This window comes from Sphingobacterium sp. UME9 (genome assembly GCF_014170215.1).
Classification (GTDB): domain Bacteria; phylum Bacteroidota; class Bacteroidia; order Sphingobacteriales; family Sphingobacteriaceae; genus Sphingobacterium; species Sphingobacterium paramultivorum.
The window spans coordinates 14,464-32,103 of the sequence record NZ_LZZP01000006.1 but is presented as its reverse complement, the minus strand read 5'-3'; the positions used below and the strand labels follow the sequence as shown (position 1 = coordinate 32,103).

General features: G+C 42.1%; 10 protein-coding genes. 7 read left to right on the top strand and 3 right to left on the bottom strand.

The genetic code is table 11. The features are described 5' to 3' along the window. Positions 1-134 precede the first annotated feature (134 nt). Positions 135-2,621: a glycosyl hydrolase family 95 catalytic domain-containing protein gene (locus A9970_RS12140; protein ID WP_182982449.1), complete on the bottom strand. Its 2,487-nt coding sequence runs from the start codon at positions 2,619-2,621 to the stop codon at positions 135-137. Positions 2,622-2,624: 3 nt separating this feature from the next. Beyond that, entirely contained in the window at positions 2,625-3,869 is a 1,245-nt protein-coding gene (locus tag A9970_RS12135) for a glycoside hydrolase family 71/99-like protein (protein WP_182982448.1), read from the bottom strand. A 323-nt stretch (positions 3,870-4,192) separates the two neighbouring features. Here A9970_RS12135 and A9970_RS12130 point away from each other — a divergent pair, with 323 nt between their 5' ends. From A9970_RS12130 to A9970_RS12110, 5 genes are all read left to right on the top strand, one after another. Then, the gene (locus A9970_RS12130) at positions 4,193-7,309 is read left to right on the top strand and encodes a TonB-dependent receptor (protein ID WP_182982447.1); all 3,117 of its coding nucleotides are present in this window, start codon (positions 4,193-4,195) and stop codon (positions 7,307-7,309) included. A 9-nt stretch (positions 7,310-7,318) separates the two neighbouring features. Further along, on the top strand, positions 7,319-8,935 hold the full coding sequence (locus A9970_RS12125; protein WP_182982446.1) for a RagB/SusD family nutrient uptake outer membrane protein: 1,617 nt from the start codon (positions 7,319-7,321) through the stop codon (positions 8,933-8,935). Between the two features lie 217 nt (positions 8,936-9,152). After that, on the top strand, positions 9,153-10,424 hold the full coding sequence (locus tag A9970_RS12120) for an erythromycin esterase family protein (protein WP_182982445.1): 1,272 nt from the start codon (positions 9,153-9,155) through the stop codon (positions 10,422-10,424). Between the two features lie 4 nt (positions 10,425-10,428). Beyond that, on the top strand, positions 10,429-11,334 hold the full coding sequence (locus tag A9970_RS12115) for an ABC transporter ATP-binding protein (protein WP_182982444.1): 906 nt from the start codon (positions 10,429-10,431) through the stop codon (positions 11,332-11,334). Next, positions 11,327-12,097, top strand: coding sequence for an ABC transporter permease (locus tag A9970_RS12110; protein WP_182982443.1), 771 nt, complete (start codon positions 11,327-11,329; stop codon positions 12,095-12,097). Before A9970_RS12115 ends, A9970_RS12110 begins: the two co-directional genes overlap by 8 nt. A gap of 21 nt (positions 12,098-12,118) precedes the next feature. On the opposite strand, the gene A9970_RS12105 is transcribed toward A9970_RS12110, so the two are convergent. Then, a complete protein-coding gene (locus A9970_RS12105; RefSeq protein ID WP_182982442.1) occupies positions 12,119-14,872 on the bottom strand; it encodes a substrate-binding domain-containing protein in 2,754 nt (917 codons plus the stop codon). Between the two features lie 292 nt (positions 14,873-15,164). Between A9970_RS12105 and A9970_RS12100 the strand changes: the two genes are divergently transcribed. After that, positions 15,165-16,487: a sugar porter family MFS transporter gene (locus A9970_RS12100; RefSeq protein ID WP_120336598.1), complete on the top strand. Its 1,323-nt coding sequence runs from the start codon at positions 15,165-15,167 to the stop codon at positions 16,485-16,487. Between the two features lie 199 nt (positions 16,488-16,686). Beyond that, positions 16,687-17,637 carry a carbohydrate kinase gene (locus A9970_RS12095; RefSeq protein ID WP_182982441.1) on the top strand — a complete coding sequence of 317 codons (951 nt, stop codon included), beginning with the start codon at positions 16,687-16,689 and terminating at the stop codon, positions 17,635-17,637. Positions 17,638-17,640: the final 3 nt, after the last annotated feature.

Below are 17,640 nucleotides of genomic sequence, written 5' to 3'. Positions count from 1 at the left end.
TTGATCATCGATCAACAGCGCTTTTGTTTATGGATAGCGTTGTCCTATTGTCTATACGCGGTAGGATATTCGCCTTGCTTTAAATCGAATAACCAAAACTTTGATAAGCAGCTCAAATATGGATGAACACTCCCTTATTGAAACATATCGGGGGTAATCAAGACTGCTGTACCTTTTGTTCCATTCCGTTCGATCTGTTTACCTGCATAGCTGATACAGACCGGATCATTACTGCTAGGTAGGATTTCGGCTTTCTTAAGCTTACCGTTTTCCCACTGTATATTCACCGTACGATTTCCTCTTGCTTTAAGTCCGGTTACGCTTCCCTGATCCATGTTGTGGCTTAAAGCGGGTAGCAGCTCGATGAGGTAATTGTTGTTTTTGTCCCTGACCTGGCTTTGCAGCAGCATTTCGGCAATCGCTGCGGTCGCGCCAAAGTTCCCGTCAATCTGGAAGGGTGGGTGATTATCGAACAGATTGGGCAGTGTCTTATCACTGATCAGGTTATACAATAAGCGGTAGGCATGTTCTCCATCGTGCAATCTATTCCACATATTGATTTTCCAGGCCAGACTCCAACCTGTACCATGATCGCCCCGACTTAATAGCGTCTTTTTTGCAGCTTCGGCTAGTTCGGGCGTATTAACGATTGAAATCTGGTTGCTCGGATGCAAACCAAATAAATGTGACGTATGCCTGTGATTTACCTCAGTCTCTTTATAATCTTCGATCCATTCCATAATGCGGCCTGTTTCTTTGCTGATTTGTGTTGGAATAAGTTTGGTTAAGGCAGCTTGACAGCGTTGTCTGAAATCAGGATCGCAATCTAAGAGCTTTGTGGCTTCAACACAATTTTGCAGGAGGTCGCGGATAATCTGTGTATCCATGGTGGCACCGTAGGTAAAACTGGAAACTTCACCCGATGGTAGGATAAAACTATTCTCAGGGGAATGTGAAGGGTTGGTGGTCCAATAACCGGCAAATGATTTACCTTGGGGGATTTTGACCATAAAATCCAAAATAAATTCAGCCGCCCCTTTCATAATAGGATAAGCCTGGACTTTTAAAAATTCTCGGTCGCCAGTATAGTTATAATGTTCCCAGGGGTGCTGCGCCATCCAGGCCGATCCCATGGGCCAAATGCCCTGTACGCCGTCGGCTGGAGCTGTGTAGCCCCAGGCATCGGTGAGATGATGTACCACCCAGCCTTTGGCTCCATAGAGCTTGCTTGCGGTACGCTCACCAAAAGGGATTAATGCCTTGGTCAGGTCAAATAGGGGTTTATGCAATTCAGAAAGATTGGTTACCTCGGCAGGCCAATAGTTCATTTGCAAATTAATATTGGTATGAAAATCAGCATTCCAAGGTGGATCCATCTGCCAAGCCCATAAGCCCTGCAAATTTGCCGGCATATGTCCTGGACGGGAGCTGCTAATTAAAAGGTAACGACCAAACTGAAAGAATTTGTTGACTAAGGTATTAGGTACCTTTTGCAATTCTTTTGTCAACCGAATGAGTGAATCGGTGGGTAGTTTTGCGAGTTTATCTTGTTCTGGATCTGGAAGATTCAACTTGACCCGATTAAAATACTGTTGGTAATCTTCTATATGAGCCTGTTTTAACTGTTGATAATGCTGTTTGTTCAGGCTACTGATTACCTTGCGGCAGCTTGCAAGTGGATCAATATCCACCGGGGTTTGTGGATAGGCGATTTGTTTCAATCCGGGATAATCCGTAGCAGCGGTGACGATGATGGTAATCTCATCTGCTCCGGTAATCGCTATGCGGCCGTCGGCATTGATAAGTTTACCGCCTTTAAGGATTACTTTTGCAATTGCGGCAAACGTTGTTCCGCGCTCATTGGCATGAGCAGATTGGCCAATCTGCCCCTGAAGTAGCAATTGTGTGGGATCTGTCGGATCAGCGGTGCAACTGAAATCCTGGGCTCTTTTCCAGGTGAAGTTTAGATCGAGTGCCTGTTTCTTGTTTGCTGTATAATGGATGACCATCGCGTTGGCAGGAGCTGAAATGAATGACTCGCGAAAGAACTTGACACCATTATACACGTAGCTTGTTTGTTGCAATGCACGCTCAAGATCAAGCGAGCGCATATACTGTTCAGCTTTAAGATGGGGCATATCAAACCATAGTTCGCCAAGCGACTGATAGGGTTTGATGTTTTTGGGTAAGCCCATCAAAGTTGTGTCTGCAAGGTCGATTGCTTCTTTATTTTTACCTTCAAAAAGAAGTTGTTGTATGCGGGGCAGATACATTTTCCCCTTGGGATTATTGGGATCCTGCGGATGACCGGCCCAAAGCGTACTTTCGTTCAGTTGGACGCGTTCATCGGCGACACCACCAAAAACCATAGCACCGAGCTGACCGTTACCGAGCGGTAGAGCTTCCTCCCAAACTCCTGCGGGGCGTGCATAGCATAACGTTAAAGGGCCTGCCGAAAGACTTGCTGCCGATTGAATCTGTGTGCGGTCTGTCCAGAATTGCGTGATCTTATGTTGCCGCTGACTAGCTGGGGCATCTATTATTTTAGTAGACTGCTGTGCCTTAATTGTTGTGTTGCCCATCAGTAGCAGTGCGCAGTATAGGAGCGTTTTTATTTTCATCTTTTAGTTTCTTTTTGGTTGTTTTACGGGGACTGAGGTTTTGGTTTTTAGGTATTTGCTTGCCTGTCCGGTTAACCAAAGATAATGATCATTTGGAAGATTATCTTCAATACCGACAAATGAGCCTGTTCCATTAAGTGGGACATCTTTTTGATGCAGTGTCTTGAATATGGCGGTACCTTCATCGACTTCATCAAACATGGCGATGTAGAGCATTTGGGCACCAATTGAAAGGTTATACTGTAATTGTTTCCATAAGAAATTTCCGGAATCACGAGGGACGAAGGCACGTGAACTCCCAGTCATGTTAGTCCAGGAGAATCCAGGGAAGCAAAGTGGAGCATAATCGATTTGATGTTGTTTGCACCAGTCCATATCATCTTTGATCAGGGATTTGAACTGATCGAATCCGGCCTGATTATATCGACCAACAAACCAAGGCATAATGATATCTGATTTTTTGATGAGTTCATGCAAAAATGGATCGGATTCAGTATCCTGGCGTAATTCACGCCAATAAGTCGGTACGCCAAGAAGCACGCTATAGCCGTTTTGTTTGAGGTAATTGACAATACGTTCGGCTGTTTTGAGATTATATTTGCGACCGTCGTTAAATCCGATACCCCAAACGGCAATCAGTGGTTTGCCATGATGAAAAAGATAGGTTTTGGCGCGATCACGCTTTTTGAGGTTCCATTCTTTTTCAAGGGCGGCTACATCGTCCATTAAGATTTTGTCGTCACCATCTTTAATGCCACTAAGGTCGTACATCACGCAGATTGCGCGGTCAAATTCATTGGCTGAACGAATAGCCGAAGTCAACACTGTGTTGAAGTGGTTGCGACCACTGGGGTTAGCGATCTCACCCACGAATCGTTGCATAAATACACCATCGATTCCGTATTGTTGCATCCATTTAAAATGAAGGTTGACGGAAGAATAGTCATGTGCGCTATAGAGTTTAGCGGGCTTTCCATCTTTTGTCATAAAAGGACTGTCATAGGTTATTTGATAGGCGCTGACGTCGGGCCAAAAATCGATATTTGTAGAACCGGGTTGGAATCCGTTTTTTCCACGGTAATGGTACCATCCGCGGTCTGCACCATCCGTAGGACTATTGAACCAGCCTTGGTAGCCGGCCATAACAAGGCCGCTATACGAGTCGTATTGTTTTTGTGCGAATAGTAAGCCTACCGAAAAAAGTAGACAGATGCCAAGAAGATGGAATTTGAGCGTTTTAGCTATCATATCGATTTATAATTAAGTTATGCCACTAAATATCGATTAACCCAATTAATAGTCCATTAATAAAGTATTAATGGAACATATAAGTATTTGTTTTTAATATAACAACAGCGTTTCAGCTTGGATGCAGCCGGTTGCATTGTTTTTTATACTAAAAAAGTGACAAAGTGAATTTCAATAAATAAAAGTCAATCGATTGCGTTATTTGCGCAATCGATTTCGTGACACCGTTGTTTTGTTCCCATAAAATATCCCTCTAATTTAATGGGCTGAACCAGTCAATCTAATACTAAACTGACAGACTCAATTTTACTAACTATTTAATTATGATTTCAAAATTTACAAGTAACCAAAAGGTAAGCCTGCTTGCTATTGCTCTTCTTGTTGCGTCTTCGCAAAATTTGTGGGCCGCAGAAATGCCGATTGCATTTAAACATACAGCAAACGAGGCCACTCAGAACCAAGTTACCGGGAAAGTAACTGCAGAAGATGGTCCTCTTGCGGCTGCGACTGTTTCGGTCAAAGGGACATCGGTATCCACATCTACAGATGCAAAGGGAACATTTGCAATTCGAGCTAAAGCGGGTGATATTTTGCTTGTTAGTAGCGTTGGCTACAAAACCAAAGAAGTGACAGTTACAGGAACGACCCTATCAATTCAGCTGGAAAGTAATAATGAGGCTTTGGAGGAAGTGGTCGTTGTGGGATTTGCTAAACAAAAGAAGGTAAATTTAACCGGTGCGGTACAAGCGATCACGTCAAAAGATCTACAGGATCGTCCGGTTACCAATGTATCTTCTGCGATCCAGGGTAAATTTTCGGGTGTAACGATTACCCAAAATTCAGGACAGCCTGGTAAAGACAACGGTACGATCCGTATTCGTGGGCTGGGTACCATCAATAATGCGAATCCACTTGTTATTGTCGATGGAATAGAAAGCTCGATGAATAATATCAACCCCAACGATATTGAAAGTGTTTCGGTATTGAAAGACGGACCTAGTGCAGCAATTTATGGCTCTAAGGCTGCAAACGGGGTTATCTTGATTACGACCAAAAAGGGCGGTAGTGGCAAGCCGCAATTGAATTATACAGGCTATGCCGGTATTCAGGATCCAACACGTCTACCGGAGTATATGAACTCTTATGACCATGCTGTTATCTTAAATGAGGCCCTTAAAAATGAAGGGAAGACACAGCGTTTTTCCCAGCAGGATCTTGAACTTTTCAAAAATGGATCTGATCCGGACGGTCATCCCAATACGGATTGGTTAGGACTGCTCTACAAGGGATCGGGCTTTCAACAATCACATAATTTGCAGGTCACAGGTGGAACAGAAGATGTGCAATATATGGCTTCGGGAGGCTACTTAGGACAAAAAGGCGTTATCAAGGTAGCGAGCTCTGACCGTTATAATTTACGCACAAATGTTGGTGCAAAAGTATCTTCAAGACTTCGATTTGATTTAGGACTGGCATATAATTACCAACGCATCACCGAACCCGTAAACCCTTATACCGGTGATATGGCGCAGATCTTTAGACAGGTAAACCGTATTCCTAGTTTTATTCCTTATAAATACAGTAATGGTGTATATGGTCGTGGTAGCGATGGTAACCCAATTGCTTGGATGGATCTCGAAGCCAAGGATAATATGACCTATAAACATACTCAGGTCAATTTCTCCGGTGAATTTCAGATTATGGATGGACTGAAGATCAAGCAGGTTGTAGGCTTTCAACCGATCGACAATATGTCTTCCAAATTTGTCAAAGACATCCAATACTACGCGCCAAATGGTGATTTGGGACCTAAGCAAGGGGTGAATAATTTGACTGTTTATAACTTCCAATCCGAACGATTGACTTTTCAAACCTTGTTGACCTATGACAAAAAGATTGGTAACCATCAGATCAATGTTTTAGGTGGTTTTATGGATGAAACATTCCGTGCAGATTACTCCAGTGCTTATGCACAAGGTTTCTTGAATCATGACTTTCCGGAATTAAATTTGGGCAGTAAAGATGGAATGAAAGTCGACGGAGGCGCAAAAAAGCTAATTTTACGCTCTTTCTTTGGCCGTATCAATTATGCATTTGCGGATAGGTACCTTTTGGAAGCCAATGTGAGACGTGATGGGACATCGCGATTCTTGGGAAGCAATCGTTGGAGTACATTCCCGTCGTTCTCAGCCGGCTGGCGTATTTCTCAGGAAGATTTCTTTAAAGAATCTTCTTTGTCCGATGTAATCTCAGAATTGAAATTAAGAGGCGGTTGGGGTAAACTAGGAAACCAACAATTAGCGGCAACATCAGACAATTCATATCCTTCTTCCGACGCTTATTATCCAGGCCTATTTACAATTACACCCGGTTATAATTATCCTTTCGAGGGGACTAAAATTAGTTCCGGAGGGGCAATTGTTGACGCGGGAAATCCACTTTTACGATGGGAAGCAACAACCAGTACGAATATTGGTCTTGATTTAAATTTCAAAAATAATTTAGGCTTTGTATTTGAATATTTTGACCGAAGAACGGATGGCGTCTTGTTGAAATTGCCCGTTTCAAACCTATATGGTTTACCTGCCCCTTTTAAAAATGCTGGAAAGGTTCAAAATAATGGGGTAGAGCTACAAGTAAACTATCAAAATAGCATCGGAGATTTCAAATATAGTATTGCCGCAAATGGTTCTTATATCAACAACCAGATCAAAAAATGGGCTAGCGATGAACCTCAGGTCAATGGAACTTTTTATATCTATGAGCAGGGCCGACCAATCCGTTCGTTTTATGGCTACGAAACAGCAGGAATCTATCGTTCGGACGAAGAATATAAAAACAGTGGCATTCAAGGTGTAAACGGAACTGTAGGTGCTGGTGATATTATCTATAAAGATCAGAATGGCGATAAAAAAATAGATGGAAATGACCGTGTATATCTAGGTTCGCCCGATCCAAAATTTATCTTTGGTCTGACCTCCAATATGAGTTATAAAAACTTTGATCTGAGCCTATTCTTCCAAGGTGCGGCTAAAGTACAGGGCTATCTTTGGGGTGAAGCCATTGGCGGGATCTCGGGATCGGATAAACCGACAACCATTTTTGCAGATCGTTTCAATGCAGAGACCAATCCAAACGGATCTATGCCGAGGGCATTGACCAGTTGGTCACAAAATAGTCCTTCAGGCACTCCTTCCGATTTTTGGATCCAGAATGCAAGTTATGTCCGCTTGAAGAATATCACCTTCGGTTATACCTTACCAAAAACGTTTACGGATAGAATCGGTATTAAGGGAGCCAAAATATACTATAGTGGCCAAAATCTCTTGACTTTTACCGGTTTTGCTAAAGGATTTGATCCGGAGGCGCCAGCGGATTCTAGAGGTAATTACTACCCACAGGTGAAAACAAATGTGTTTGGTCTTAACGTAAACTTTTAATTGAAAATCATGAAACTTAGAAATATAACGATCGCATTGAGCGTAGCCACCTTATTGTTCTCTTGTCAAAAACTCGATCAGGAACCGTTGGATGCTTATAATGCCGATAATTTTTGGAAGACTGAGGCGGAGGCTGACTTTGTTGTGGCTGGACTTTACAGTGGTACGCGCGGAAGTGACGGAAAATTGGCCGAAGGGTCTGCTTGGGAGGACGGTACACAGATCTTTTACATGGACTGTACTTCGGATAACTCCAATAGTGATTTCCCTTGGGAAGGATTCCAGGCTTTAGGAAATGGCACGGCAACACCGACAAACTCTGGAAATGCAGAGGCACGCTATACGTACGAGCATATCCGTCGTGCCAATTATATTTTGGAAAACATTGATAAAGCTCCTTTGGCAACCGAAAAGAGAAAGCGACTAATTGCAGAGGTACGTGTTATTCGAGCGTATAAATATTTTGATATGGCAACCTTATTTGGCGGTGTACCAATTATTACTAAAACCTTAAAGCCTGAAGAATCTTTTGTTCCTGCAAGTACGCAAAAAGAAGTATTGGAATTTGTGGAAAAAGAATTGAAAGAAGCGGCTGCAGATTTGTCTTATGCAACAGGAGGAATGCGGATGTCTAAAGGTGCTGCCCTTGGTTTATTGGCCCGTTGTTATGCTTTTGAAAAGAAATATCAGGATGTCATCAATACAACACAGGAGATCATTTCTTCGGCTAATTATAAATTATTCGATGATTATGCGACCCTGTTTGAAGAGGCAAATGAAAATAACAGTGAGGTCATGATGAATATCGAGTATGTGGCTAATAATCAAGGTTATACTTTGCTTGGTATTATGTTGCCCAATTCGATGGGGGGATGGGGTTCTATTGTACCAACACAGAGTCTGGTAGATGCTTACGAAACTGCTGATGGGCAGACTATTGGCGAGTCGAAATCTTATGACCCTGCCAGTCCATATGAAAAAAGAGACCCACGCCTGGGCGCAACAATTGTTTACCCAGGAGCACTGTACAACGGTAAATATTTCGATCCATTAAATCCGAAATCGGAAGATTATCCATCTGGTCCAGATAATGCATCTAGCACAGCTTACAACTATAAAAAATATATCCAAAATCCGAGCAGTTATGATAACATTTGGAACGTAGGTACCAACATTATTGTGATGCGTTATGCCGAAATGCTTTTGTTAAATGCGGAATCAAAGATTGAATTGGGGATTATCGATAATACTGTATATGATAATATCGATCTAGTTCGCCAGCGCGCTAAGATGCCAAAAGTAGACAAATCCGTATACAGTGGCCAGAGCAAATTGCGTGAATTGGTACGTCGTGAGCTCCGTGTAGAATTCGCAGGAGAAGGACGCCGTCGCTTTGATATTATTCGTTGGGGAATAGCCAAAGACGTAATGAACGGTCCTGTAAATGGCGCGCTGTCCAAAGGTACGGTGGACCCTAAAACAGGCAAGGTAACTTATACTTCGTTAACTGATCGTTTTTTCTCTGAAAATAGATCGTTCAAAGCTGGAAAAAATGAATTGTGGCCAATTCCACAAGCTGTGATCGACAATAGTAAAGGAACGTTGAAACAAAATGTAGGATATTAATTTTCTCCTGCTATATTTTTTACGAAGCAAGCAAGCAAGCAAGGCGGTTAAGTGATATACTCACTTAACCGCCTTTTTATTGTCATGTTATATTTCTAATTTTTTTGTGTAATTTTTTGTGGAAAAAGAAAAAATGATCATCTTATATTAAAATATATCCTACTTTAGTGTGATACGCAGTAGATAGATCAATTATGAATTATATAAACTAAGATAAATGAGAAGTGTTCTATGCGCACTTGCGGTAACGATTGTCCTAATCCTATCGTTTAATAAACTTGTTTATGATGATATGCCCGTAGCCAACGCTACGATAGTATTAACCGAAGTAAATCGTCATAAACAAGACGTCAAAAGTATCTTAATGACCGATAGTAATTTTTCGGATTTAAGTTTTTTTGATACTATGCTAAAAAACAACAGAATCCTGATGTTGGGCGAAATGATGCACAATGATGGCGAAACTTTTAAAGCGAAAGCCAGGATCATCCGTTATCTCCACGAACATCTGGATTATGATGTTGTTTTATATGAGGCAGGGCAGTATGATATGTGGATGATGAATGCACAGATGGACACCCTGATGGATAAGTCGCAGGAAAAAGCGATCGGTGGTACCGGACTATTTGACTTCTGGTGGCAAAATCAGGAAAATCAGCCCCTCTTAACGTATTATAAAAAAACAAAATCAACAGATCGTCCAATGATCCTCGGCGGATTTGATATCCAATTTTCAGGCAGCGGATTATCAAATAAACGAACAAAATTATTGGAAGATTTTCTGCTTAAAAATGGGATAGATTCGACCAAATATCCGTTATTGAAAAAAAATAGCAACAGGCTGGAGTATCTAACTTATGAACCTTTTGCCAGTAAACGGCTCAATGCGAACGAAAAAAAACAGTTCCTGGCAGAACTGGATGAGTTGAACCGTAGGATCCGCAGCGGGATAAAAGACTCGGAGCATCTGATCTATAGCCGATATCTGTCTGATATGAAAAACAACTTTGACAAATCTTGGCGCTATAAAACTGGGTCGATGCAGAGCATGCATTTTAGAGATTCACTGATGGCGGAAAATCTAACCTATCAGATCGATTCGCTTTACGCCGGCAAAAAGATTATCGTCTGGTGTGCCAATATCCATAGCTTTTCTGCGCCATACAATAAAGATTATCGGCCCCTCGGGACTTATCTAAAACGTAAATACGGCGCTCAAGCGTATAGCCTGGATTTTACTTCCTATGGACGATACGATAAAACTGGCCGTGTTGTCGATAGAGTGGGTAAGTTGGCCGTGGAAAATGTATTTCATGCCACTAAATCACCCTATTTCTTTTTGGATCTTCGTCAGTTGCCCAACAATAGCATGTTAAAACAGCGTTTTAGTTCAGTCATTAATCAGGGGATTGATGAAGAAAGAAAATGGCACGAGTTTATCGATGGCATTTTCTATATCGATATCAATAAAGATCCAATTTACCGCTAACAGCATGGAAAGTATCTTAACACAACAACTTAGCTTTAAAATAGGCGCAAAAACAATCTTGGATAATATTAGCCTACAAGTCCCAGACAGGAGTATTTATGGATATCTCGGCCGAAATGGGGCGGGAAAATCCACAACAATCAAATTGCTTTTAGGTCTTTTGGAGGATCAGGCAGATACGATTTTTATTCAGGGAAATAGTCTAAAGGCACATCCCACAGGTGTTTATGCCAATGTTGGGAACTTGATTGAGGCCCCATGCTATTATACGAAATTGACCGTTTTTGAAAATTTAAAGTACTTGGATATCATTCACAAAAAAGGCAACAAACGCATTGATGAAGTATTGGAAATGGTAGATCTTCATCGGGAAAAGAAGAAAAAAGCCAGTGCCCTGTCCATGGGGATGAAACAGCGGCTGGGAATAGCGATGGCGATTTTTCATGATCCGCAATTGCTTATCCTGGACGAACCATTAAATGGTCTCGATCCACAGGGAATTGTCGAAATGCGCAATTTGTTTTGTCATCTCAACGAACAGGGAAAAACGATCTTTCTTTCGAGTCATATTTTGAGTGAGCTTGAAAAAATAGCGACACATATTGGTATCATTGAAGGGGGGAAAATGATTTTCCAGGGAACCAAACAGGAGTTGCTGGGACAGGTTGACCGAGAGGTGTACCTACGTACAGCCAGCCCCGAAGCAACGGCTTCGGTTTTGCGAAATAGCGGGTTTTCTGGTGTTAAAATCGATGGAGAAAGCGTTGCCGTCACTATCGGCGATGATCTGCAATTTGGTCTTATGATCAAATCTTTGGTCGAAAAGCAGATTGATATTTATGGATTGGAATCCCGTAGTGCTGATCTTGAACAAATTTTTATAAACCTAATCGCTCGTGTAAATGGCTAATACATGCTATACCGCTTTCTTGTCGGAAAAGTACAAACTCCTACGCAATAGGGAGATTTTTGGGGTACTAATCGTCCCTATGGTGCTCGTTTTTGCGATTGCCGGTTATATTATTTATGATGTTATAGATTCAGGAGGGGCAGTGGCGGTTCCTAACCCTTGGAAACTTCTGCTTGGCCGATATGTTTTTCAGTTTTTTTACCTGCTCTATCCCATCCTTGTCGCTCTGTTCGTCTATGCCTGTTGTGATGTCGAGTATAAGAATAACAATTATAAAATACTCTTTACCCTACCCATCAGTAAATCGAATATTTTCTTTTCCAAAGCCGTCTTTATCCTGCTGACCTTACTGTTTTCAATACTCTTTGCTTACGCTGCATTTCTGATCAGTGGTTATCTGCTCAGCCTGATTTACCCCGTACTGGGGTTTCAGAATTATGATTTTAGGGTCGTAATCTTTTATACGTTTTTGAAACTTTTTATTACGCTATCGGCTATCGCCATGATTCAGCTTGCCCTGAGCCTATTGTTCAGAAGCTTTATCTACCCAATTGGAGTAGGCATGTTTATGTTGGTCTTTTCCGTGCTTGTCGCACAGAAAAGTTTTTCGGATTTTATCCCTTATACAGGTGCCTATAATGCGGTAATGAATATCTTATCTGAGAATGATTCCTTTGCACGGCTAGACTACAGCAACTTACTGATGCTCGTCATATTTCTATTGATCAGTTTTTACTTATTCAAGCGGAAAGGACAGTTTTAATTTGTATGCACACCTGATCGGCTATTTTTTGTCAAGTTCTTTTTTATAAGTACTTGGGGACTGGCCATATTTCTTTTTAAAGGCCGAAGCGAAATAGGATGCTGAGGAAAAACCGACACTGCTAAATATTTCGTTGATGTTTAGTCCTTCAGCCATAAGGCTTTTGGCTTTCTTTAATCTTCGCTCGATAATGTAATCATTGACGCTGCAGTCAAGTAACTGTTTGACTTTACGGTAGAGCTGCACGCGGGAGAGATGAAGCTCGTTGGCAATGCCATCGACACTCAATCGCGGGTCTGATAATTTGGATTCGACAATCGCTGAGAAATTGTTCAGAAAACGTCTATCGTTATCATTGACCTGTTCAGCTTGAGCGCTATCAAACTGTTCCACATTGCTGCTGTATTTTTCTTTAAGCTGATGGCGTGACTGTAGGATGTTTGAAATGCGTGTCCGCAGTAATTCGGCGTTGAATGGCTTAGTAATATAGTCATCGGCCATCAATTTACTTCCTTCGAGCATCGTATCTTCATTGGCGAGCGCACTCAGTAAGATGACGGGAATATGTGCGGTCTGATAAAATGCTTTGATGTCCTTTAGAATATCCAGACCGCTACCATCAGGAAGCATAATATCCGTAATGACTAGATCTGGAAAATGTGTCTTCAACATTCCATTGGCTTGTTGCACATCTTTTGCTAGGAAAAGATTGTAATCCCTTTCTAAGAGGGAGCGGAGATAATCTCTGATTTCATCATTATCTTCGACGACCATGATACTTTTTGATTTGTTGGATCGAAAAGAAAGACTGTTGTCTACAACCTTTCGTGTTGCCTCCAATAGGTCGTCTTGTTGAAACAGCGGTTTTTCTCCCTTGTCGAAATCGGCCAGTTCAGCAGGCTCGTAGTGACTATTTCCAATTGGCATACGTAGGGTGAATATCGACCCATGACCGGGTTTGCTACTCACAGTGATTTGGCCATGATGCAGTTCGATGATCTGTTTGGTGTAGGCGAGGCCGATTCCGGAGCCATTACGACTACTGGCGCCCTGATAAAAAGGATCAAAAATATGCTCAATATCACTTGGGGCAATCCCCAGGCCATTATCCAATACACGTAGATAGAAATAGTCTTTGAAATTGTTTTCTTCCAATATAATTTCAATTCTGCCACTTGTCGCCGTATGTTTGATCGCGTTGGACAATAAATTGGATAAGACCTGTTCCATGAGGTATTCGTCCATCCAAACCTCTTTCAAGCTTGTTTTGTTGACATAACTGACGGAGATCCTGTTTTTCTTAAACAAGGGTTTGAAACTACCTATTACCTGCTGAATAAATGGGTCAATGTAAACGATGGCCGCATGTAGCTTAATCTTCGATTTACTGATGCGATGGATATCAATGAGGTCGCTGACCAAACGTTGTAGTTTTTTTGCATTCCGTTTGATGCGCGACAACTGTTCTCTGACCTCTTCGCTAAGATCTTTTCGTAATTCAAGGTCCTCGATAGGCGCGATGATAAGGGTCAGCGGGGTTTTAAATTCATGCGAGATATTGGTGAAGAAATTATTTTTGATTTCTGCCGCTTGCTGAATTTGACTGTTCATTTCGACGATCTGTTTTTGTTGCGCAAGAATCTCGCTATTCTGGATTTCCAGGTGTTTGTTCTTTTCCCAGTTGCTCCTGATCACGATAATAGAAATTCCCCCAAAGACAACAGCTAGCACCAAACTAACGACCAATACATTAAGAACGGACTTTTGGCTTTGGTAAATCTTATTCTGTTCCGTAATGAACTCCTGTCTTTTGTCAATATCGAGCTGCTGTTGTTTTATTTTATCCGACTGCAGGGCAAGCAACTCCGCGTTGGTTTTATCGATGACAGAGGTTGCGAGTATATTCTCGCGGCGATAGTTTTGGTGGTTGATGATAGCCAAGGCCGTTCGAATGGCTTCGGCCCCGCCAGTGGGATAGAGTATGGAAGCAAACATTTTGCCCTGTATGATCTGTTCAAGGCCATTTCCGGGACCAGGAAGAGCATCAACACCAATTATCTTAATGTCCTTTTTGATCTGGGCTTCGTCCAATGCTTTTTTTACCCCCATGGCCATCTGATCATTGAATGTAAAGATGATATCACTCTGGCTCATGACGTTTATATGCTTACGCATTTCCAGATAGGCTTTATTTTTCTCCCAGCCGCCGTGAATGACGCCGCTCACCCGAACCGCTGTGGCATATCCAATTTGCTGCATAAAGCCTTTTTCACGCTCTATTGAAGCCGAGGTGCCCGATAGCCCTGTGACTAATCCGAACGAACCCTTTCCTTGCAAAATCGTGCTGCTATATTGACCGGCCAGTTTCCCGATGGCGAGATTGTCGGCGCCCACATAAGCATTGTATTGGCCGGAGGACGTCTTACGGTCTGTTACGATGACAGGTATATTGCGTTGGAATACAGAATCTACAATTGGCGTGAGTGGCTCGGCCTCATTTGGGGATACAATCAGAAGATCGATATCCTGTTTGACTAATTCGCGAATTTGATTGATCTGTACATTATTGTCGCCATGTGCGTCGCGATAAAGAAAGTCAATATCGGGATTGAAGGAAAGTTCCCTTTTCATTTCCTCGAGCATCGTTTGTCGCCAGGCATCGTTTCCGATACACTGCGAAAAAGCGATGACCTGCTTTTTCTTCCGGACCATTGGTTGACATCCGCAAAAAAGAAGCAAGGTCAATATGCCACTAAAAATGAAATATTTTCCCATGATTTTTTCCCCTTAAATATCCGAATATACATTATTTAGATTTTTTGGGGTAACAGTGGTCGTGTTAGTGTATATTTTACACTTAAATAGAAGCCTTCAAAAATGTATCATTTTCTAAATTTTCTGTTTAAAAAGTGAAAGTTTTGAAAAGTGAAGTGAGTGTAAGTGTTAGATTTTTAGTGTTTTAGTGTTTTTTGAAAAATGTTACATAAATAAATGTTTTTGCGAAGTCCAAATTTAAGTTAAGATGAAGCACGTGTTAAATTTGGATTAATCAATTATAGATCATCACATGAACAAAAACACGGTATTAGCTTGGTCCTTTGTAGTGGCTTTAGGCGGATTTTTATTTGGATTTGATACAGCGGTTATTTCGGGAGCAGAAAAGGCCGTTCAGGAGCACTGGCATTTAAGTGAGTTTCAGCATGGACTGACAATGGCCATCGCCTTGATAGGGACAGTTGTCGGCGCAGCATTAGGTGCACTGCCTTCCGATAAATTAGGCCGTAAAAATACCTTATTTGCTGTTGCAGCCCTTTACTTTATTTCAGCGATTGGTAGTGCACTGGCGAATGACTGGACGATATTTATTTTATTCCGCTTTTTGGGTGGCATAGGAGTTGGCGTCTCTTCGGTAACGGCACCAATCTATATATCAGAAATCTCCCCGGCAGCATCTCGGGGTAAGTTGGTAGGGCTTTTTCAATTCAACGTTGTATTAGGTATTTTGATAGCCTATTTGTCCAATTATTTTATCGGTCAGGTTGGCGAAGAGTCCTGGCGCTGGATGCTGGGGGTACAGTGCTTTCCGTCGTTGTTATTCTTCTGTTTGATCTTCCTCATCCCGGAAAGTCCGAGATGGTTGCTGCTGCACAGGGGGAATTTGGCCGAGGCAAAACGAATTATGAAAAAAATTAATTCGGATGGTTACGAGCTGGAGATTTCAAAAATTCAGGAGTCCAAAAACAATTCCACAGGAGAAGGCAAACTCTTCGTTCGCGAAAATGCCAAACCTATTTTATTGGCCTTTTGTTTTGCGCTGTTCAATCAAGTTTCAGGTATCAACGCGATTATATATTATGCGCCCCGCGTATTTGAAATGGCTGGCCTGGGCTCGCAGAGTTCATTGCTTTCGACAGTAGGTATAGGGGTTGTCAATTTTATTTTTACGTTGTTGGCGATCAATTTCATCGATAAGGTGGGCAGAAGAAAATTAATGTTGGTGGGCTCGATCGGGCTGATTGTTTCATTGGCACTCGTTTCCCATGCTTTTTATACCAACCAAACGACGGGTTTTGCAATCACAATCTATCTAATGAGTTTCATTGCCTTTTTCGCATTCTCGCAAGGTGCAGTGATTTGGGTGTTTATTTCGGAAATTTTTCCGAACGACGTACGTGCCAAAGGGCAGACATTTGGGAGCTTGACGCATTGGGTGATGGCGGCGATTATCACTTTTTGTTTCCCCGCCTTGACGGAAATGCTCGGCGGCGGTGGTACCTTTTTGATCTTTGCCCTATTTATGGTGCTACAGCTTGTTTATGTACTCAAGTTTATGCCGGAGACAAAAGGGAAATCATTGGAAGATCTTGGGCATACCATCAATTTACATTAGTCTTTAGCTAGACTACACCAATGGGTGTCGGAGTAGCTATGACGCGACTGACGCCTATCGAAAGTTATTTAATCAATGACAATGTGATAGCATGTTGTGTGTATCTATTGTCAACATTGAATTTAAAGGGAAATATAATAATCAATTTGTTACTTGGTTTTTGGCGCTCGGCGGAAGCTTTGTATAAAAAGGAGAAAATATGAAAAACGGAGATAAATCAATACAGGGTATTTGTTTTGGCGAGGTTCTTTGGGACAATCTTCCTACAGGTAAAAAATTAGGCGGTGCGCCTTTGAATGTGGCTTATCACCTCAATAAATTGGGGGTTAAGACACGTATGCTAACGCGCATAGGGCGTGACGATAATGGTTACGAGCTGCGCAACGTATGTGAAGATCTGGGTATCCCGACCGATTTCTTCCAGTACGATGACTTGTTACCAACTTCAACAGTAGAGGTTTCGATCGATGCAAAACGCGACGTACATTACGATATCGTTTATCCTGTAGCTTGGGATAGAATAGTGGTGGATAATGTTGTTCTAGACGCAGTTGCGGCGGTGGATTTTTTGGTGTATGGCAGTCTGGCCTGTCGGGATGAGGTAAGTTTTCAAAGCTTGTTATTATTGCTGGAAAAAGCCCGCTTCCGGGTGATGGATGTCAACCTGCGTACACCTTATTTTGGTCCGGAAAAAATACATAAACTGTTGGGATACGCTGATTTTGTGAAAATGAATGCCGAGGAACTGCATGTTATTTCCGACTGGAATGGCGCGACGGATGCCTATAGCGATCAGCAGCGTGTAGACTTGATCATGGAGCGTTTTGCAGTTCAGGAGGCAATTGTAACCTATGGTGCAGATGGAGCGGTATATCATTATAAAAAAGACAATATCAGTTATCATTTTCCCGCCTTGAAAGTTCAGGTAGAAGATACCATCGGAAGTGGTGATTCTTTTTTGGCGGCTTTCCTGACCAAAAGGTTTCAGATGCAGGAAGGTGTTCAGCTGGAAGAAGTACTGGAATTTGCGGCCACCTTAAGTGGATTTGTGACACAGAGCCGGGGGGCTTGTCCTGAATATAACGATGAAGTCATCAATCGATTCCAATGGTTGCATCCGATCTTCAATGGAGCTCAGAAGCAACAGTAAGTA